Origin of the sequence: Streptomyces poriferorum (genome assembly GCF_019399235.1) — a bacterium.
GTDB lineage: Bacteria > Actinomycetota > Actinomycetes > Streptomycetales > Streptomycetaceae > Streptomyces > Streptomyces poriferorum.
In genome coordinates this window covers 1-18,941 of sequence record NZ_JAELVH010000047.1, presented here as the reverse complement: position 1 = coordinate 18,941, position 18,941 = coordinate 1, and the positions used below count along the sequence as shown (strand labels likewise).

Below are 18,941 nucleotides of genomic sequence, written 5' to 3'. Positions count from 1 at the left end.
CACCCGCGATCCGGTTCCCGTCACCCCATCAGCGGCAGCAGCGCGGCAAGATCCGCCCGTTCACCGCTGGCGCTGACCTTGGCCTCGTCGAGCTCACGTGCCCATTGAGTACGACCGGTGGCGAGCCTGATCCAGGTGAGCGCATCGGTCTCGACGACGTTGGGCGGCGTACCGCGGGTGTGCCGGGGCCCCTGGACACACTGGACCACCGCGAAGGGCGGCACCCGCACCTCGACCGAACCCCCCGGCGCCTTCTCCGCCAGGGCGTCCGCGAGCAACCGGGTGCAGGCGGCGAGCGCCTGACGGTCGTACGGGATGCCGAGTCCGGTCGCCTCGTTGAGGTCGTACGTATGGACCACGAGCTCCACGGTGCGGGTCACCAGGAAGTCCCCGAGCCGCATGGCACCCACCCGGGTGGCCAGCAACCGATCCTCGGAGACTCCCGGCACCAGCGCCTCGAACCGTTCGGCCACCTCTCCGTACAGCGCGCCCACATCGGTGTGGGCAGCGGCAAGCGCCACGGTGTCGTCGGCGATCCGGCCGGCTCGCCCCGCCGTGGAGAACGGCCACTCCAGCAAGGTCACCTCCGGCTTGGCGAGGACGGGCTCGGGCAGCTCCAGGTTCCTGCTGACGTGCGAAAGCGCCATGGTCAGGTGGACGGCAAGCTCGCGCACCGTCCACGCACCGAGCCCGCTCGGCCCTTCTAGTTGCTGGGGGGTCAGGGTGCTTACAGCGGACCGGACTTGGGAGAACTGGGCCAGGACGGCGGCACGGGTCCTGACCGGGTCGTAGCGACGGGCGCGCTTCTGGGACGGCGGCATGAACGGGAGCCTACGGCGTACCGCCGCATCCAATGCCGCAGGACCGGCGGACAGCGCCGCCACGACCCAAGCTCGGAGCCAGGCCCGGGGCGATGCCCGGGCGATGCCAGGGGCCATGCCCAAGGTCGGGCCAGGGGTCAGGCCCGGGTCGCGAAGTCGCCCAAGCCGTTCTCGAGCAGATCGAACGCCCGCCCGGCAAGAGCCGCGGCACCCGAAGCGATGGCCTCGGCGGACTCGCCGGCCAACAACCGCCGGTGGTTCTCGCTGATCAGGGCATTGCGGGTACCGATCAACTGGGCTGCCACGATGCGCGCGACAGCCCGGTCCTCCCCCTCCTCAACCAGTACGTCGACGAGCAACTCGTCGCTGCGGGCGAAGAACGCACGGGCGCGGGTGAGCAGTGCAGGCGTCTGCTGGATCAGCTGGAGGAGCCCGAGCGCTACCGGTGAATCACTCATCCCGACCGAAGGGTCGCGGTTCTCGACAGCCGCCAGGAAATGGCGGCGCACGCCGGCCACTGCGGACTCACCGTGCACCCGGTCCCGTACCACCTGGGCGACGTCCCCGATGTGCTCCTCCATGGGAGCGAGAACCAGGTCTTCCTTGCTGTCGAAGTAGTTGAAGACGGTCATCTTCGACACGTCGGCCGCTTCGGCGATTTCCGCAACGGAGACCTGGTCGAATCCGCGCTCTCCGAAGAGCCTCGCGGCCTCGGCAAGCAGACGGCGTCGCGTCTGGATCTTCTTGCGCTCGCGCAGGCCCATCCCCTCGGTCAGCATGACATCACTGTACCAGGATGAAACTTATACTAAGGCAAATATTTGCCCAGGTGTATCTCCACGCGAAGGGTGGCACCTTCCACCGCCCCGGCACCACCGCCGCCTCCCCGCTTTCCAGGCCAGCCACCCCGCTTCCAGCTTCCAGCTTCCAGCTTCCGGCTTCCGGCTTCCGGCTTCCGGCTTCCGGCTTCCGAGCCAGCCGGTCTCAGAAGCCCTGAGTGGCACCCGAATCCGGAACGAGGCGCCTGCCAGCTGCATCCCCGGCCGTGAACGCCTCTCCGTTGGCCGGAAGACCTATCCCCCGCCAGGTAAACGGAATTCCCACCGCTACGTCCAGGTCCGGATCATCCATCAGCTGGAAATGCACATGCGGTTCGGTGGAATTCCCGGAGTTTCCGCACTCGGCGAGCATCTGCCCGGCCCGGACCTCCTCGCCCACGCGCACCTGGAGCGAGCCGCGGCGCAGATGCGCGTACATGGCGTACGTACCGTCACCGAGGTCCAGCACGAGGTGGTTCCCGACAATGCCGCCCGGACCGAGCACATCCCGTACGGACGCCTCTATCAGCATCAGGTAGATCAACGCGGGACCGGAATTCCGACTGAGATGGTCACGCCGGCCGTGCGATGCGTGCACCACCGTGCCGTCAGCCACCGCCAGAAGCGGGGCCCCGAAGGCCGGGAAGTGCCGATTGCGCCGGACGACCGGCCAGAGATAACGGAACTTCGGGCGGGACAAGCCACCGAGCACGCCGCCGCCCTTCCCTGCCCCGACCCCCGCATCAGCCTTAGCCCCCGGCTGGGCCTCGGCCTTCAGCTCCGGCTGCGGCTCCGGCTCCGGCTGCGCCTCCTGCTCCGGCTCCGCCACGATGTCGATCGCGTATGTCTGTCCGTAACCGTGTGTCCCGTGGCTGGGCACCTTGTCCGCCGGACTGTTCAGCGCCACCCATCGCCCGGCCACCGGCGGATCGATCTCCACCGCGGGCCGCGGGTTCGTGGCCGCCGATCGGGCCCTGCGGCCCGCTGCCAGGGCGAGCGCAATCGCCACCGCCGCGGGCACCCAGGTCAGCCAGTACGGAAACGGCGGGCGAGTGACGAGGCTGAGGATCACCATGGCGAAGAAGATGATCCAGCAGACCCTGTACATCACCATGACAGCTTTACGGACAGACATGACTTCCCCTGATCGTCGGTCTGGTCGCCGGTCTGGTCGTCGGCCTGGTCGTCCTGTTCGTCGATTCGCTTTCGTTCGCTCCTCGACTCGCTTCGACTCGTTCTCGACTCACTCTCGGTTCGCGCCCGGTTCGCTCCCGATCAGCTCCTCGGCCCGCTTCGCTCGCGGTTCGGTGCCCCGCCCCGTTCCGGCGTCAGCACTCGGCTCTCGGCGCGGCCTCTTCAGCGCAGCTCAGGGCTTCGCCGCCGTGAGGACCACCAGCAGCGGGACGACACGGGCGCCGGGAACCTCGTACCTCCCGCGCCCCTTCGTGTGCAGCCAGCCCGCGCCCGTCAGCTGACGCAGATGGTGGTAGATCTGCCCTGTTGTACCGGTCTCGTCGAGCGCGGCCAGTTCCGCCGCTGTGCGTCGGCCGCCGAGGATCTCCCGGAGCAGCCGCAGCCGCACCGGGTGGCCCAGTGCGGCGAACGACTCAGCGATATCCGCCCAGTCGGGGCCCGCAGGCGCCGGACCGCCCCTCTCCCCCGCGTCACGCGCCTCATCCGGGTCTCCGCCACCCCCGTCCAGCAACTGCTCCGTCAGCGCGCCGTACTGCCACTCGTACCGCTCGCCCGTGGGCAGGCGCACCGCACCCGTATAGAGCACCCCACCACCGGCTGCCCCCACCCCCTCCAACTGCTGCTTCAACCCCTCCAGAGCCCAGAAATCGGCTCCCGTCGGGGCCGGCGCGTCAGGACGCTCACCCACGAGCGCCTCAAGCCGCCGTTCCAGTTCCGAGACTCGCTCCTCCAGCTCCACAGACCAAGGATTACGTAATTACGTAATCCCCGTCAAGGGGCTACGGGAAACCAGGAAAGCAGTCCCCAGAACGGGCGCGCGGCAGCACCGGAGCGGCACGCGCAAGCCCCCGCCCGGTCGAAACCGGACGGGGGCTTGCGCGAAGGGTGACGGACGTATCCGCCCGGCTACGCGAGCAGCGCGGGGATCGTCCCCTCGTGTGCCGTACGCAGCTCGCTCAGCGGAATGCTGAACTCGCCCTGGATCTCGATCTCCTCGCCGTCCACGACGCCGATCCGGGTCACGGGCAGACCCCGCGCCCCGCACATGTCGTTGAAGCGGAGCTCCTCGCTGCGCGGGATCGAGACGATCGCGCGTCCCGCCGACTCGGAGAACAGGAACGTGAACGCGTCCAGTCCGTCCGGCACGACCAGCCGGGCACCCTTCCCGCCACGCAGGCAGGACTCGGTGACCGCCTGGATAAGGCCGCCGTCGGACAGGTCGTGCGCCGCGTCGATCATGCCGTCGCGGGACGCGGAGATGAGGATCTCACCGAGCAGCTTCTCGCGGCCCAGGTCGACCTTGGGCGGCATGCCGCCGAGGTGCTGGTGGACGACCTCGGACCAGGCCGAGCCGCCGAACTCCTCGTGGGTGTCACCCAGCAGGTAGAGGAGCTGGCCCTCTTCCTTGAAGGCGACCGGCGTACGCCGCGTGACGTCGTCGATCACACCGAGCACGGCCACGACCGGCGTCGGGTGGATGGCCGTCTCACCGGTCTGGTTGTACAGCGACACGTTGCCGCCGGTGACCGGCGTCCCCAGCTCCAGGCAGCCGTCCGCCAGGCCACGGGTGGCCTCGGCGAACTGCCACATGACGTCCGGGTCCTCGGGCGAACCGAAGTTCAGGCAGTCCGAGATGGCGAGCGGCTTGGCGCCGGAAGCGGCGACGTTGCGGTACGACTCCGCCAGGGCGAGCTGCGCACCGGTGTACGGGTCGAGCTTCGCGTACCGGCCGTTGCCGTCGGTCGCCATGGCGACGCCGAGGTTGGACTCCTCGTCGATGCGGACCATGCCCGCGTCCTCGGGCATCGCAAGCACGGTGTTGCCCTGCACGAACCGGTCGTACTGGTCCGTGATCCAGGCCTTCGACGCCTGGTTCGGCGAGGAGACCAGCTGCAGAACCTGCTCGCGCAGCTCGGCACCATTGGCCGGACGGGCCAGCCTGCCGGCGTCGTCGGCCTGCAGCGCGTCCTGCCAGGACGGGCGTGCGAACGGACGGTGGTAGGTCGGGCCCTCGTGGGCGACGGACCGCGGCGGCACGTCCACGATCTGCTCGCCGTGCCAGAAGATCTCCAGCTGGGATCCCTCGGTCACCTCACCGATGACGGTGGCGATGACGTCCCACTTCTCACAGATCTCCATGAAGCGGTCCACGTGCTGCGGCTCGACGATCGCGCACATGCGCTCCTGCGACTCGCTCATGAGGATTTCCTCGGGCGAGAGGGAGGAGTCGCGCAGCGGCACGGTGTCCAGCTCGACGCGCATGCCCCCGGAGCCCGCGGAGGCCAGCTCGGACGTGGCACAGGAGAGCCCGGCGCCGCCGAGGTCCTGGATGCCCGCGACGAGCTTCTCCTTGAAGATCTCCAGGGTGCACTCGATGAGGAGCTTCTCCTGGAACGGGTCGCCGACCTGGACGGCGGGCCGCTTGGTGGGCTTGGTGTCGTCGAAGGTCTCCGAGGCAAGCACGGAGACGCCGCCGATGCCGTCGCCGCCCGTGCGGGCGCCGTAAAGGATCACCTTGTTGCCGGGGCCGGAGGCCTGGGCCAGGTGGATGTCCTCGTGCTTCATCACGCCGATGCAGCCGGCGTTGACGAGCGGGTTGCCCTGGTAGCAGGCGTCGAAGACGACCTCGCCGCCGATGTTGGGCAGGCCGAGGCAGTTCCCGTAGCCGCCGATGCCCGCGACGATGCCCGGCAGGACGCGCCGGGTGTCGGGGTGGTCGGCCGCACCGAAGCGCAGCGGGTCGACGACCGCGATCGGACGGGCGCCCATGGCGAGGATGTCGCGGACGATGCCGCCGACGCCGGTGGCCGCGCCCTGGTAGGGCTCGATGTACGAGGGGTGGTTGTGCGACTCGACCTTGAAGGTGACCGCGTAACCCTGGCCGACGTCGACCACACCGGCGTTCTCACCGATACCGACGAGCATCGCGTCGTTCTCGGGAACCTTCTCGCCGAACTGCTTGAGGTGCACCTTGCTGCTCTTGTACGAGCAGTGCTCGGACCACATCACGGAGTACATGGCGAGCTCGGCGCCGGTGGGGCGGCGGCCCAGGATCTCGCGGACCCTGGCGTACTCGTCCTCCTTGAGGCCGAGCTCCTTCCAGGGCTGCTCCACGTCCGGGGTTTCGGCCGCGTGCTTGACCGTGTCCAGGCTCATGCGTTGACCAGCTTCTTGATGATCGAGGTGAAGAAACCGAGACCGTCGGTACGACCGGTGCCGATCAGCGGCTCCACGGCGTGCTCCGGGTGCGGCATCAGGCCGACGACGTTGCCCGCGGCATTGGTGATGCCGGCGATGTCGCGCAGCGAGCCGTTGGGGTTCGCGTCCACGTAGCGGAACGCGACACGGCCCTCGGCCTCCAACTCGTCGAGCGTGCGCTCGTCGGCGGTGTAGCGGCCGTCCATGTTCTTGAGCGGTACGGAGATTTCCTGGCCTGCGGAGTAGTCCGAGGTCCAGGACGTCTCCGCGTTCTCGACGCGGAGCTTCTGGTCGCGGCAGATGAAGTGCAGGTGGTTGTTGCGCAGCATCGCACCGGGCAGCAGATGAGCCTCGGTCAGGATCTGGAAGCCGTTGCAGATGCCGAGAACCGGCATGCCCGCCTTCGCCTGCTCGATCACCGTCTCCATGACCGGCGAGAAGCGGGAGATGGCTCCGGCCCGCAGATAGTCGCCGTAGGAGAAACCGCCCGCGAGGATGACCGCGTCGACCTGGTGCAGGTCCTTGTCGCGGTGCCACAGCGATACGGGTTCGGCGCCGGCGACCCGTACGGCCCGAAGGCTGTCCTGGTCGTCGAGCGTGCCCGGAAAGGTGACGACTCCGATACGAGCAGTCACTTCGACTCCTCGGCCTTCTCCACCTTCACGGTGAAGTCCTCGATCACGGTGTTGGCGAGGAACGTCTCGGCCATCTCGTGAATACGAGCGAGCGCGGCGTCATCCACCGGCCCCTCGATCTCCAGCTCGAAACGCTTTCCCTGACGTACGTCCGCGATTCCCTCGAAGCCGAGACGGGGCAGCGCACGCTGCACAGCCTGTCCCTGCGGGTCGAGGATCTCGGGCTTGAGCATGACGTCGACTACGACGCGTGCCACTGGCACTCCCGGTGTGGTGGTGTGGTGCGGCTGTTTCTCCGGGGGGTTCCCCAGACCCCCGCGGGTCCACTCAGCGTACCTGGCCAGAAATTCTACGCGGGTAGATATCGAGCGGACCACATCACGCCGGGATGCGGACCACATCACGCCGGGATATCGGGCACGACAACGGGGGCGAAAAATCCTGCGACAAAAATCCCCACCAGCAGCACACAAATCAGGTTGACACGCGCAGGTAATTGGGCGGGCTTCACAATGCGGTGCCGGTCGCTGTACAAATGATTACCGGGGAAAGCGACATTGCCCCTAAACGGCCGACACCGGTCGGCCCGCATCCGCGCTCACAGCCGGAAGGCCGGCATCCACGCATGTCAGGCGAGGATGCCGTAGGAAAGGACCGATATCCGTGGCTCAGCGCGTAGTGGTCACGCTCTCCGACGACATCGACGGGGGAGCAGCGGCGGAAACGGTCACCTTCGCCCTGGACGGGAAGTCGTACGAGATCGACCTGAATCCCTCCAATGCAAAGAAGCTGCGCAAGGCCCTGGCGCCGTACGTGGCGGCCGGCCGAAAGCAGACAAACGCAGGCAAGCACGGCAAGGTTCCCGTCTCGTACCGGCACACCTCGCTCGCGCCCGACCCGGCGGCCGTTCGCGCCTGGGCCCGCTCGCACCGGATGGAGGTGCCGGCCCGGGGCCGGATCCCCAAGAAGGTCTACGAGGCGTTCCAGGAAGCAAGTTGAGCGGACGGGCGGTGACGGCCGGCCGGTCGGCGGGTACGGGACCGCCCGTCACCGGCCACCCGGGCGACACCCCCGCGGGAGCCGACTTGCGCGACACCCCTGCAGGTCGGCTAGAGTCTGGAGCACGCCGAAGGGCAAGGCCGCAAAGCCGAACCCCACGCAGCGTGCGGGTGTAGTTCAGTAGTAGAACATCCCCCTTCCAGGGGGAAGGCGCAGTGTGCAATTCCTGTCACCCGCTCTGCATCGCTCTCCTCAACCACTCCAGTGGATCAGGTAGAGTAGTGCTCGCTCCACCGGTGAAAGCCGAGTGGCTGCAATGCGGACGTAGCTCAGTTGGTAGAGCGCAACCTTGCCAAGGTTGAGGTCGCCAGTTCGAACCTGGTCGTCCGCTCTTGATCGAAGGCCCTGGTCGATTTCGACCAGGGCCTTCGTCGTATTCGACCCCGGTCATATCCCTCCCCCCTTCGGCCGTCTTCACACATGGCGTTTGCCGTCCTCCAGCGATACATGACGTTTGTCATGGGCAGTGATGACAGCTCGCACTGCTCCTGGTCCTGTCCGGGCGGAAACCTTGAGTCCATGACCAGCGACGAAATTCCCCAGGGCCCTGCGATCGAGGTGGACGGTGTCCGGCGCAGCTACGCGGGTGGCTTCGAGGCAGTGACCGGCATCTCGTTCTCCGTGGCACGTGGCGAACTGTTCGCCCTGCTCGGGACGAACGGCGCCGGCAAGACGTCCACCGTCGAACTCCTCGAAGGGCTGGCCCGTCCCGACAGCGGCGCGATACGGGTGCTCGGCCACGACCCGTACGCCGATCGCGCCGCTGTCCGGCCGCGGATCGGGGTGATGCTTCAGGAGGGTGGCTTCCCGTCCGACCTGACAGCGGCGGAGACCGTACGGATGTGGGCAGGCTGCACCAGCGGGGCCCGGCCGACCGCCGAGGCTCTGGAACTGGTGGGGCTCGGCCACCGGGCCGGGGTCCGGGTCAAGCAGCTCTCCGGTGGCGAGCGGCGACGTCTGGACCTGGCGCTGGCCCTGCTCGGCCGGCCCGAGGTGCTCTTCCTCGACGAACCGACCATCGGCCTCGACGCCGAGGGGCGGCGCGACACCTGGGAGCTGGTGCGGCGGCTCAAGGAGGACGGCATCACCGTCCTGCTGACCACGCATTACCTGGAAGAGGCCGAGGCGCTCGCCGACCGGCTGGCGATCATGCACCGGGGCCGGATCGTGACCACGGGCAGCACCGCCGAGGTGACGGCCGCGCGCCCCGCACGGATCCGGTTCGAGCTGCCGGCCGGGGTCGCGCCGGGCCACCTGCCGCTGGGCCTGCGCGCCGCGGCCGAAGGGCGACGGGTCGAGATCCGTACCCACCGGCTCCAGGAGTCGCTCACCGAACTGCTGTGCTGGGCAGCAGAGTCGAATGTTCCGCTGACCGGCCTCGACGCCCGGTCCGCCTCGCTCGAAGAGGCATTCCTCGATATCGCAAAGTCCGCAGCAGAGGCCGAAGGGGTGACCGTGTCATGACGACCGCAACAACGACCACGCCGACCACGACGGTCCGGACCACGACAACGGCCCGGGGCAGGCTGATGGCCCTCGGCCGGGCCGAAATGACACTGCTCGCCCGTAACAGAACAGCCGTGATCGTCGCGCTGCTCGTGCCCTCGGCCATGATCGTGGCGATGAAGTCGACGCTCGAACAGGTGGATCTCGGCGGGACCGGGCTGACGGTCGCCGCAGCCGCACTCACCGGAGGCATCGGAACGGTGCTCATCCAGGCCGTCTACATGAACCTGGTCGCCGCCTATGTGGCTCGGCGCGAGGACCTGGTCCTGAAGCGGCTGCGTACCGGCGAGGTCAGCGACGGCGAGATCCTTACCGGGACCGCGCTGCCCTCGGCCGCTCTGGCCCTGACGCAGTCCGTGCTGATCATCGTGACCGGCGCGGCCTTCTTCGGCGTCACCGCACCGCGACGGCCCGAACTGCTCCTCGCGGGGCTACTGCTGGCCGTGGTGCTGCTGACGGCACTGGCCGCGGTCACCTCCATAGTGACGCGCACCGTGCAGACGGCACAGCTCACCACGTTGCCGCTGTTCCTCGTCTCGATGATGGGCTCGGGGCTCTTCGTCCCCCTGGAGATATTTCCCGGCCCGCTCGCGTCGGCCTGCGAGTTCCTGCCGCTGACCGGCGTGATGACGCTCGTGCGTTCGGGCTGGCTGGGCGTCCCCGAGGGCGCTGACCTGCTCGGGGCAGCACTGACCGGACTGGTCTGGACGGCGCTCGCGGTGTTTGCTGTGCAGCGGTGGTTCCGCTGGGATCCTCGACGCTGAGAGAGGTTGTGGCGCGTTGATGAACGTACGGGGATGGCGCCGCAGCTGGCAGGAGCGCAGCAAACTGGAGCGGATCGATCTCTACTCACGGGTGACTATCTCCTCGATCCCCTGGCTCTTCTCCCTGTCGTGGCAGTTGGCGCCCTTCAAGTCGGACATCCGCCATGAGCCGCTTCCGCTGGTGCTGGGCTCGGCGCTGCTTGTGGTGAGCCTCGTGCAGTGCCTGCTGAGCAACCGCAATGTGGAGTCGTCGTACGCGCACTACCTCGGCATTTCCGTCTTTCCCGGACGACGGATGCTGGCACCGCTGGCCCTGCTGATGCTCCAAGTGGGCCTGCTGGCGACGCTGGCCGCTGTGGACGGCGTAGCCGGCGCCGGCCTGCTCCTCATGGGCCTGAACACGCCGATGGCATTGGTGATCACGAGGGTGCTCCTGGTTCCGGTCCGTACGTTCGTGATCGAGTCGCTCCTTCTCGCCGCACTGACCACCGGCGCACTCGCCGCGGCCGGGGTACGGGGTGGCACGTTGGCCGGCGTCGTACCGGCCACGCTCTTCGGCTGCGTGCTGGTCCTGATTTCGGTACGACCCAGCGCCTGGAGCCTGAGCGTGATGTGGCAGGCCGAGGAGGCCCGGGATGTGCAGGCCAGGCTGGCAGTCGCCGAGGAGCGGCTGCGGTTCGGGCGGGACCTGCACGACGTGATGGGCCGCAATCTCGCGGTGATCGCGCTGAAGAGCGAACTGGCGGTGGAGCTCGCACAGCGGGGCAGGCCCGAGGCGCTGGACCAGATGGTGGAGGTGCAGCGGATAGCCCGAGCCTCGCAGCAGGAGGTCCGCGACGTCGTACGGGGGTATCGGAAAGCCGATCTGGCCACGGAACTGGCCGGGGCCCAAGGCGTGTTGCGAGCAGCGGGCATCGAGTGCACGGTGACGGGCAGCGACGGTACGGGGCTGCCCGGGCCCGTCCAGTCGGCGCTCGGCTGGGTGGTGCGCGAAGCCGCGACCAATGTCCTGCGGCACGGCGACCCGGGCCGATGCACCATCCGGCTCGGCATCTCGGCGGACGCGGTGGTGCTGGACGTGGAGAACGACGGGGCGCCTGCGGCAGCTCCGGAGGGAACCGGCTCCGGGCTGGCCGGACTGCGCGAACGGCTCGGCGAGCTCGACGGGGCGCTGGAGGCGGGTCCGGCAGCGGACAGCCTGTTCCGGCTGAGCGCGCGGATCCCGCTGGCCCGCGCGAAATCCGCTGACTTCCCGTACGCGGCTGCCGGTGACCGATCGCGTACGGCCCTTCTGGAGGAATGACGATGACCGCGGTACGCGTACTGCTCGCCGATGACGAGCACCTGATCCGGGGCGCGCTCGCTGCCCTGCTCGCGCTGGAGGACGACCTGGTGGTGGTCGCCGAGGCCGCCACCGGCCCCGAGGCGCTTGCCATGGCCCGGGCACACCGCCCCGATGTGGTGGTGCTGGATCTGGAGATGCCGGGGGCGGACGGTGTGAGCGTCGCCACATCGATACGGTCCGAACTACCGGGTTGCAGAACCATGATCGTGACGAGTCACGGCCTCCCGGGGCATCTCAAGAGAGCCCTCGCAGCGGGCGTGCGGGCGTTCGTGCCGAAGACCGTGAGCGCCCGGCAACTGGCCGGCATCATCCGCACCGTGCATGCAGGAAACCGCTATGTGGACCCGGAGTTGGCGGCCGACGCCATCGCCGCCGGCGACTCGCCGCTGACCGTGCGCGAGGCCGAGGTGCTGGAACTGGCGGCCGACGGGGCGCCGGTCGCCGAGATCGCGGAGCGGGCGTCCTTGTCACAGGGGACGGTGCGCAACTACCTCTCGGCGGCGGCCGCGAAGCTCGGGGCGGAGAATCGTCATGCCGCAGTGCGTCTCGCACGCGAGCGGGGATGGGTATAGTAGTTCTCGCGCTTCGGCGCTTGCGGACGTAGCTCAGTTGGTAGAGCGCAACCTTGCCAAGGTTGAGGTCGCCAGTTCGAACCTGGTCGTCCGCTCGGTTCAGCAAGAAGCCCCCAGCCTTTCGGCCGGGGGCTTCTTCGTGTGCCGGGAGGAGCTAGCGCCGTGGCAGGCAACGTTTGCCCCGTCGCGACGCCCGGCAGCACTCTCGCCGCACCGGACGAAAGCCCGAGTACGTCCAGTACGAGGACTTCCGGCCGGCACGCCGAGAGCACGCACCGGACGCCGCTCCTTTACGGGCAAACGTTGCCCCGTCGCGGCACTAGTTCCAGGGCGTGCCCGTGAGGAGTTCGTACGCCTCCAGGTACTTGGCGCGGGTCGCGTCCACGATCTCCTGGGGCAGCGCCGGCGGCGGCTGCTCGCTCTTGCGGTCCCAGCCGGAGGCCGGCGAGGTCAGCCAGTCACGGACGAACTGCTTGTCGTACGACGGCTGGGCGCGGCCCGGCTCCCAGCCGTCGACCGGCCAGAAGCGGGAGGAGTCCGGGGTGAGCACCTCGTCCGCGATGATCAGTTCCTCGCCGCCGTCGGCGGTGGGCGCGAAGCCGAACTCGAACTTCGTGTCCGCGAGGATGATCCCGCGCTCGCGTGCGATGTCGCGGGCTCGGCTGTATACGTCCAGGGTCGTGCGGCGCAGCTGTGCGGCGGTCTCGGCTCCGACCTGCCGGGCCACTTCCTCGTAGCTCACGTTCTCGTCGTGATCACCGACCGCCGCCTTGGTGGCGGGGGTGAAGATCGGCGTCGGCAGCTCGGAGCCGTCGACGAGCCCCTCGGGAAGGGCGAGGCCGCAGACGGTGCGGGACGCGTTGTACTCGACCAGGCCGGAGCCGGTCAGGTAGCCGCGGGCGACACACTCGACCGGGACCATCCGCAGTGACTTGCAGATCGTTGTGCGGCCGGCCCAGTCCGCCGGGGCGCCGGCGGGCAGCTCCGTGGACAGGACGTGGTTCGGCACGAGGTCGGCGAGCTGGTCGAACCACCACAGCGAGAGCCGGGTCAGGACGCGGCCCTTGTCCGGGATCTCGGTGGGCAGGACCCAGTCGTACGCGGACATCCGGTCGCTGGCGACCATGACGAGGTCACCCGCCTCGTTCCGGTACAGGTCGCGCACCTTGCCTGTGTGCAGGTGGGTGAGCCCCGGAACCTGCACGGGCTCGGGCTTTTCTACAAATCCGGACACGCTGCCTCCGCGTAGGTTGATCCAGGAGCTGCTCCGATTGTCCCGTATCAGGGTGCGGACAGCCGCGCAGGGGGTGCGGACGCGCTGCCGGGAGCGGGTGGGGGCGGCCGTGTCCTCAAGCCCGCTTGCAGATGCGGTCGAGGAGGTTGGCGGTCGCCCGCTGGATCCGCGGGTCCACATGGCCGGGGCGGTCCAGGGCCGGAGACCAGGCGAAGGTGCCGGAGGCGAAGACGAGCGCACCCGACGGGGCCCGGTACAGGGATGTCTCCTGGTGGCGCGTCACCCCGTCGCTGTCCTGGTACGGGGAGTGTGCGAGCAGGATGCGGTTGTCGTGCTCGGGAAGCGTCGTCCGCGGGAAGTAGCGGTCGGCCTCGCCCGCGACCAGGCCGTCGATCTCGTCGCCCTCGGCGGCGCCCGTCGCGTCCCAGAGCCAGTGCTCCGCGTTCCGCACGACCAGAGGGTGGGGGTCGGGCACCCGGCCCGCGTACTGGATGCCGAGCAGTTCCTGCTCGGGGCGGTCGAGCTCGCGCCAGAGCGCGGGCTTGCCCGGGCCCCGGCGCTTGCGGCAGCTGAGCAGCCGGTCGGGGACGCCCGAGGGCGACGGCGCGAGGCTGACCTGCCAGTACATGGTGTTGGCGGAGAGGAAGACGAGGGACGTGCCGTTGTCGCGGGCGCGTTCGGCGGTGCGGCGCATGGGGACCGACCAGTACTCGTCATGGCCGGGGAACACGAGGCCCCGGTAGCGCGTCGGGTCGATCCGGCCCGCGTGCAGATCACGGGTGTCGGCGTAGGCGATGTCGTAGCCGTAGCGCTCGGCCCAGCGGATGAAGTCGTAGGCGTGGCCGACATGGAGCGGAAGCCCGGCGCCCGCGTAGGGGCGGTCGAAGGAGACGGTGACCGCCGCATCCTCCTCCCCCAGCAGCCGGCCCTGTTCGTCCCAGGCGTGGTAGAGGCTGGCGCCGGTCACACCGTCCTCGGGATAGAGGTTGTACGCCTGCCACGTGATGTCCGGGAGCACCAGCAGCAGGTCGGCCGGGTGGTCGTCGCGGACGGTGAAGGGGATGTGGGAGCGGTGGCCGTCGACCGTGGTGAGCACGGCGACGTACGCGCCGATCGACCAGTACGTCGGGATCTGCAGCCGCCAGGACTGCCACCAGTGGTGGCAGGAGACCGTGCGGTCGGCCGTGAGGGGAGCCGGCTGGACGATGCCGGAGAGCCGCGGGCTCGTGGTGATCTTCGCGGCGCCGTCGCCGCCGTAGTGGCCGATGCGGTAGATGTCCACGGAGAACTGCTGGGGCGGGTCCACGGTGATGTGGAAGTCGATCGCCTCGCCGGGGGCCGCGGCGCCGGTGGAGATGAATCCCTTGATCTGGCGGCGGACGTCGTCGGCGGTGCGGGTGCCTCCGCCGGTGGAGCCGCGGGGCAGGGTGGGGTCGGCGTACCAGGGCACGACCTGACCGGTGTCGTCGAAGTAGTTCTCACTCCCGCGCAGCCAGGGAAGGGGCCCCTGGCCGAAGGGATCGGTGACGGCATGCGCCAGGGCACCCGACTCCCAACGACGAATCTGCTCCGCCCCCATGGCGCATCCCTCCCTCAGGCCCCCGGAACAACAGTGGTGCGCCAACTGTCAGCGCCGATCCCCAGCACATCACATAACGCATGCACTCCGTCACCGTTCGTCGCGAATTGACGTGAACGGAACCTGAGGTTCCGGGTATCGGGGGTGGGCGGCCTGAACAGCCGTCCGCCCTCACGTGTTTCAGACGAGACGCACGGGCTTGTCGGTACGCACGCCGACCGAGGCGAGCCAGGACCGCAACGGCCCCGCGTCCCCGTCCTCGACCAGGCTGAGGACCGGGCTGCCGAGGTCGGCCGGGCGTTCACCGTCCACCAGGAGTGCGGGTCCGTCGAGCCAGTCCAGCCCGGGCGCCGCGCCCGCCGTGTCGACCGCGGCGCAGCAGACCATCGCAGCGACATGGTCCGCAAGCAGTTCGGTACCGGTACGGGGCGGCTGGAGCGGGAAGAGCGGGAGCGGATCGGGTCCCCACAGGTCCAGCACATCGCCGGCCGCGTCCCCCGCGCCGCCGCTGACCACCTGAGGGGCCTGGGCCTCGTCCCGGGCCACGGCCGCGCTGATCCCGGCCGCGAGCTCCTCGCCGCCGTCCTGGCCCGCGGCAAGGTGCTCGACGACGCGCGCCAGTGTGGGCACCCCCGCGCACGCGGTGTCGGAACCGGTGCCGGAGGCGGGGGGTACGCCCATGCTGTCCAGGACCCGGTGCAGCCGGGCCGCCTCGGTGCGCCACTTCCGGTCGACGACCTCTTCCGGATACTGCTGCCAGTCCACCGGGGCCCAGTCGGGCCCGGTCTCCGCGGGACCGCCGTGGAAGAGCCTCGCGGCCAGCAGGGACGCCGCCTCGTCGGCCGCTCCCGGCTCTTCCAGGAGGTCGCATGCGGGACGCTCGCCGAGCCGGGTGGTGAACCCCTCGGCCAGCCGGTCACGGCGGGAGAGCTCGGTCAGGGCGGAGACGACGCCCGCGTCCAACTGGGACGGCCAGCGCCCCATCCGCCAGGCGGGAAGCGCGACGCGGGTGAGCAGCCGGTCCCAGCCCGCGTAGGCGAGACCGACCTGTTCCTGGGCGACGACCCGCAGTCCGTAGTCCACGGCCTGTGCCCGCGTCGACGCGGCGGCGGCGACGCCCCGCTCCATCTCGGCGGCATGGCCACGGCAACTGCGCAGGAGCAGCCGGGCGATCCGGCCGACGAAACGGCCGGGCAGCCGCAGGGCCTTGCGCAGCGACCCCTGGACGGGTTCCGCCGCATCGGCGACCGCCCCGTCCAGGCCGCGTACGAAACGCCGGGCCGCGGCTATGTCGGGGTGGGCGGAGGGGCCGGTGCCGGCCACGACCGGCGCGAGCACCGCCCGCAGCTCGGCGACCCGCATCCACCAGAGGAACGGGGAGCCGATCACCAGCACGGGTGCCGCCTCGACCCGGCGACGGCGCCCCGGCCGACGGCCCGAACCGTCCGCCGGCCCGCTCCGGTCCCCGTTCGCGGCCTCGCGGGCCGCGCGGTCCGCAGCCGGGTGGGTGCGGTCCTCCAGCCAGCTGTCGCAGTCGGGCGTGAGCGCTATGGCCGAGGGCGCGGGCACCCCGAGCCGCTCCGCCAGGTCGCGGACCAGCCGGTAGAGATCCGGAGCGGCCTCCTCGCTGAGCGGGACGGTCGGGCTGACCGCCGGCTTCGCCCGTACGACCGCGATCGCGACGGCCGCGGCGACGAGCAGGACGACGACGGCGCAGGCCGTCACGGCCCAGCGCACCGCATCCCAGCCGCTGCCCTCGGCGAAGCCCTGCCCGCCCGCGGCGAACAGCACGACGGCGAACGCGGCCGGCAGCAACGCTACTGCCGTTGCCCTGCTGCGGATGCGCAGCAGCACGAGAGCCCGGGCGCGCGCTGCCTGCGCACCCAGCTCCTCACCTGTACCGGTACCGGACACGGCCGGACGTCACCCCCTCTGCCCCCACGGCGGTGTTGCTCACTCCCCCACTGTGGCACCGGTCACTGACATCGCAATGCCGGTGGGCCAAGTGCCGGAACGCTTGCGCCGCACCCTAGTTGGGGCTTCGGCGGGCGTCATCCGGATGGCTCAGCCGTCACTCGATGGAATGGCTTTGGGCAAAGGTGCTGACGCGCCGCTGTCCATAGGGCAGCGGCGCGTCAGTGGTTCGGCCGGGGCGGTACGGGTCAGGCCTCCGCGGCCCTCTCCGACCGGTACGGGCAGGCCTCCGCGGCCCTCTCCGAGGAGGTACGGGTCAGGCCTCCGCGGCCTTCTTGGCGATGTCCGTGCGGAGCTGGGAGCCGTCGAGCCGGATGCGGGCAGCCGCCGCGTAGGCACGCTCACGGGCCCCCGCGAGGTCCTTGGCCGTCGCGGTCACGGAGAGCACGCGGCCGCCCGCGCTGACGACCTTGTCGCCCTCCTGGCGGGTCCCGGCGTGCAGGACGTACGCGTACGGCGCGTCCTGTGCCGCAACCTCGTCGAGCCCTTCGATCGGATCGCCCGTCCGCGGGGTGTCCGGGTAGTTGTGGGAGGCGATGACCACGGTGACCGCGGCCTCGTCGCGCCACTTCAACGGGGGCAGCTCGTCCAGGGTTCCGTTGGCGGAGCCGAGCAGGACGCCTGCGAGCGGGGTCTTCAGACGGGCCAGGACCACCTGGGTCTCCGGGTCGCCGAAGCGCGCGTTGAACTCGATGACCCGTACGCCGCGCGAGGTGATCGCGAGGCCCGCGTACAGCAGCCCTGAGAAGGGCGTGCCGCGGCGGCGGAGCTCGTCGACGGTCGGCTGGAGGACCGACTCCATGACCTCGTCGACCAGCTTCGGGTCGGCCCACGGCAGCGGGGAGTACGCGCCCATGCCGCCGGTGTTCGGGCCCTCGTCGTTGTCGAGGGCCCGCTTGAAGTCCTGGGCGGGCTGGAGCGGCAGCACGGTGGTGCCATCGGTGATCGCGAAGAGGCTCACCTCGGGGCCGTCGAGGAACTCCTCGATGACCACGCGGTCGCAGGCCAGCGCGTGGGCGCGGGCCGCCTCGATGTCATCGGTGACGACGACGCCCTTGCCTGCGGCGAGGCCGTCGTCCTTGACGACGTAAGGGGCTCCGAACGCGTCGAGGGCGGTGTCGATCTCCGCGGGCGTGGTGCAGACGTAGCTACGGGCTGTCGGGACGCCCGCTCCGGCCATCACGTCCTTGGCGAAGGCCTTGGAGCCCTCGAGCTGGGCGGCCTTTCCGGACGGGCCGAAGCAGGGGACACCGGCGGCGCGCACGGCGTCGGCGACCCCGGCGACAAGCGGTGCCTCCGGGCCGACGACCACCAGCTCGGCGCCCAGTTCGGTGGCGAGGCGCGCGACGGCAGCGCCGTCGAGAGCGTCGACCGGGTACAGTTCGGCCACCTCTGCGATGCCGGCGTTGCCGGGAGCGCAGTACAGAGCGGTGACGTCGGGGTCGAGGGAGAGAGAGCGGCACAGGGCGTGTTCGCGGGCGCCGCCGCCGATGACGAGGACCTTCACGGGGTGCAGCCTAGCCGCCGGGGCGCCGCCCCCTTGACGGAAGCCGCTCCGTGGACAGCAGGGGCGCCGGACGGGCAGGGCGGGGCCTCTCGCGGAAGGGCCCCGCCGCGCGCCCTACTCGTTGGTGAACTCCTCGACGACCGTGGCGCCCAGTTCGCGGACGATCAGGTCATGGCCGGACAGTGCCGAGTCGACGAGGTCGGGGTCGTCGGCCTCGGGGGTGTCGTCCTCGGGTGCGACCGAACGGGGCGGTTCGGGAGCGGTGTACGACGGAGGTGCGGGTTCCGCGGCGGAGCCGCCGCCGGGCTGCTGCCGCTCCGGCGCGGGCCGGGGCTCGTACTGCTGCGGGGCGGGGGCCGCAGGGCGCTGCGGTGCCGGCGGCGCGGATGCGGCCGGGCGGCCGCCGCCGACCTGCGGGGACTGTCCGGCGCCGCCCGACGGGTCGACGATCGCCTCGATCTTCCACTGCGCGCCGAACCGCTCGGCCAGGGCCTGCTTCAGTACTTCCTCGCTGCCGCTGCTCGCGAAGTTGTCGCGGGCGCCGGCGTTGAGGAAGCCGATCTGCAGGGTGCTGCCGTCGAAGCCGGTGACCTGGGCATTCTGGCTGAGCAGGATCCAGGTGAACCGGCGGCGGCCCTTGACCGCCTCCAGGATGTCGGGCCACATGTTGCGCACCTGCGCGGCGCCCTGCGTCGCACCCGGAGCGGGCTCGGCGGCGACGGGCGCCGGGGCGGC

At 70.1% G+C, this 18,941-nt stretch carries 16 protein-coding genes, 3 tRNA genes and 1 pseudogene; 8 read left to right on the top strand and 12 right to left on the bottom strand.

Annotated features, from left to right (window positions below):
* Positions 1–20 precede the first annotated feature (20 nt).
* From JGS39_RS11325 to purS, 7 genes are all read right to left on the bottom strand, one after another.
* Positions 21–821, bottom strand: coding sequence for a maleylpyruvate isomerase family mycothiol-dependent enzyme (locus tag JGS39_RS11325; RefSeq protein WP_219568708.1), 801 nt, complete (start codon positions 819–821; stop codon positions 21–23).
* A 137-nt stretch (positions 822–958) separates the two neighbouring features.
* Positions 959–1,597: a TetR/AcrR family transcriptional regulator gene (locus JGS39_RS11320; protein ID WP_219568716.1), complete on the bottom strand. Its 639-nt coding sequence runs from the start codon at positions 1,595–1,597 to the stop codon at positions 959–961.
* Positions 1,598–1,805: 208 nt separating this feature from the next.
* Complete coding sequence (locus JGS39_RS11315) at positions 1,806–2,774, bottom strand: peptidoglycan DD-metalloendopeptidase family protein (RefSeq protein ID WP_219568707.1); 969 nt, start codon at positions 2,772–2,774, stop codon at positions 1,806–1,808.
* A 231-nt stretch (positions 2,775–3,005) separates the two neighbouring features.
* A complete protein-coding gene (locus JGS39_RS11310; RefSeq protein ID WP_219568706.1) occupies positions 3,006–3,572 on the bottom strand; it encodes an ArsR/SmtB family transcription factor in 567 nt (188 codons plus the stop codon).
* A 167-nt stretch (positions 3,573–3,739) separates the two neighbouring features.
* Positions 3,740–5,989, bottom strand: a complete 2,250-nt coding sequence (purL, locus tag JGS39_RS11305) for a phosphoribosylformylglycinamidine synthase subunit PurL (protein ID WP_219568705.1) — start codon at positions 5,987–5,989, stop codon at positions 3,740–3,742.
* A complete protein-coding gene (gene purQ, locus JGS39_RS11300) occupies positions 5,986–6,666 on the bottom strand; it encodes a phosphoribosylformylglycinamidine synthase subunit PurQ (RefSeq protein WP_219568704.1) in 681 nt (226 codons plus the stop codon). Before purQ ends, purL begins: the two co-directional genes overlap by 4 nt.
* Positions 6,663–6,923 carry a phosphoribosylformylglycinamidine synthase subunit PurS gene (purS, locus tag JGS39_RS11295; RefSeq protein WP_136330173.1) on the bottom strand — a complete coding sequence of 87 codons (261 nt, stop codon included), beginning with the start codon at positions 6,921–6,923 and terminating at the stop codon, positions 6,663–6,665. The genes purQ and purS overlap by 4 nt, the downstream gene beginning before the upstream one ends.
* 406 nt (positions 6,924–7,329) lie before the next feature.
* Here purS and JGS39_RS11290 point away from each other — a divergent pair, with 406 nt between their 5' ends.
* The 8 genes from JGS39_RS11290 to JGS39_RS11255 all read left to right on the top strand — a co-directional run bounded on the left by JGS39_RS11290 (position 7,330) and on the right by JGS39_RS11255 (position 12,007).
* The gene (locus JGS39_RS11290) at positions 7,330–7,665 is read left to right on the top strand and encodes a histone-like nucleoid-structuring protein Lsr2 (protein ID WP_219568703.1); all 336 of its coding nucleotides are present in this window, start codon (positions 7,330–7,332) and stop codon (positions 7,663–7,665) included.
* 166 nt (positions 7,666–7,831) lie between these two features.
* Positions 7,832–7,903, top strand: a tRNA-Gly gene (locus JGS39_RS11285).
* Positions 7,904–7,983: 80 nt separating this feature from the next.
* Positions 7,984–8,056 (top strand) — tRNA-Gly (locus tag JGS39_RS11280).
* A gap of 188 nt (positions 8,057–8,244) precedes the next feature.
* On the top strand, positions 8,245–9,189 hold the full coding sequence (locus tag JGS39_RS11275; RefSeq protein WP_219568702.1) for an ABC transporter ATP-binding protein: 945 nt from the start codon (positions 8,245–8,247) through the stop codon (positions 9,187–9,189).
* Positions 9,186–9,995, top strand: coding sequence for an ABC transporter permease (locus JGS39_RS11270; RefSeq protein WP_219568701.1), 810 nt, complete (start codon positions 9,186–9,188; stop codon positions 9,993–9,995). The genes JGS39_RS11275 and JGS39_RS11270 overlap by 4 nt, the downstream gene beginning before the upstream one ends.
* 19 nt (positions 9,996–10,014) lie before the next feature.
* Positions 10,015–11,298 (top strand): sensor histidine kinase, encoded by a 1,284-nt coding sequence (locus JGS39_RS11265; protein WP_219568700.1) that lies wholly within the window; start codon positions 10,015–10,017, stop codon positions 11,296–11,298.
* 2 nt (positions 11,299–11,300) lie between these two features.
* Positions 11,301–11,912 (top strand): response regulator transcription factor, encoded by a 612-nt coding sequence (locus JGS39_RS11260; protein ID WP_219568699.1) that lies wholly within the window; start codon positions 11,301–11,303, stop codon positions 11,910–11,912.
* 22 nt (positions 11,913–11,934) lie between these two features.
* A tRNA-Gly gene (locus tag JGS39_RS11255) sits at positions 11,935–12,007 on the top strand.
* Positions 12,008–12,231: 224 nt separating this feature from the next.
* Here JGS39_RS11255 and JGS39_RS11250 read toward each other — a convergent pair.
* From JGS39_RS11250 to JGS39_RS11230, 5 genes and pseudogenes are all read right to left on the bottom strand, one after another.
* The gene (locus JGS39_RS11250; protein ID WP_219568698.1) at positions 12,232–13,146 is read right to left on the bottom strand and encodes a phosphoribosylaminoimidazolesuccinocarboxamide synthase; all 915 of its coding nucleotides are present in this window, start codon (positions 13,144–13,146) and stop codon (positions 12,232–12,234) included.
* A gap of 115 nt (positions 13,147–13,261) precedes the next feature.
* Positions 13,262–14,725 carry a N,N-dimethylformamidase beta subunit family domain-containing protein gene (locus JGS39_RS11245; RefSeq protein ID WP_219568697.1) on the bottom strand — a complete coding sequence of 488 codons (1,464 nt, stop codon included), beginning with the start codon at positions 14,723–14,725 and terminating at the stop codon, positions 13,262–13,264.
* A 180-nt stretch (positions 14,726–14,905) separates the two neighbouring features.
* Entirely contained in the window at positions 14,906–16,639 is a 1,734-nt protein-coding gene (locus JGS39_RS11240) for a hypothetical protein (RefSeq protein ID WP_219568696.1), read from the bottom strand.
* A gap of 316 nt (positions 16,640–16,955) precedes the next feature.
* A complete protein-coding gene (purD, locus tag JGS39_RS11235) occupies positions 16,956–18,206 on the bottom strand; it encodes a phosphoribosylamine--glycine ligase (protein WP_219568695.1) in 1,251 nt (416 codons plus the stop codon).
* A gap of 114 nt (positions 18,207–18,320) precedes the next feature.
* A pseudogene (locus tag JGS39_RS11230) lies at positions 18,321–18,941 on the bottom strand (DNA polymerase III subunit gamma and tau); the annotation flags it as partial.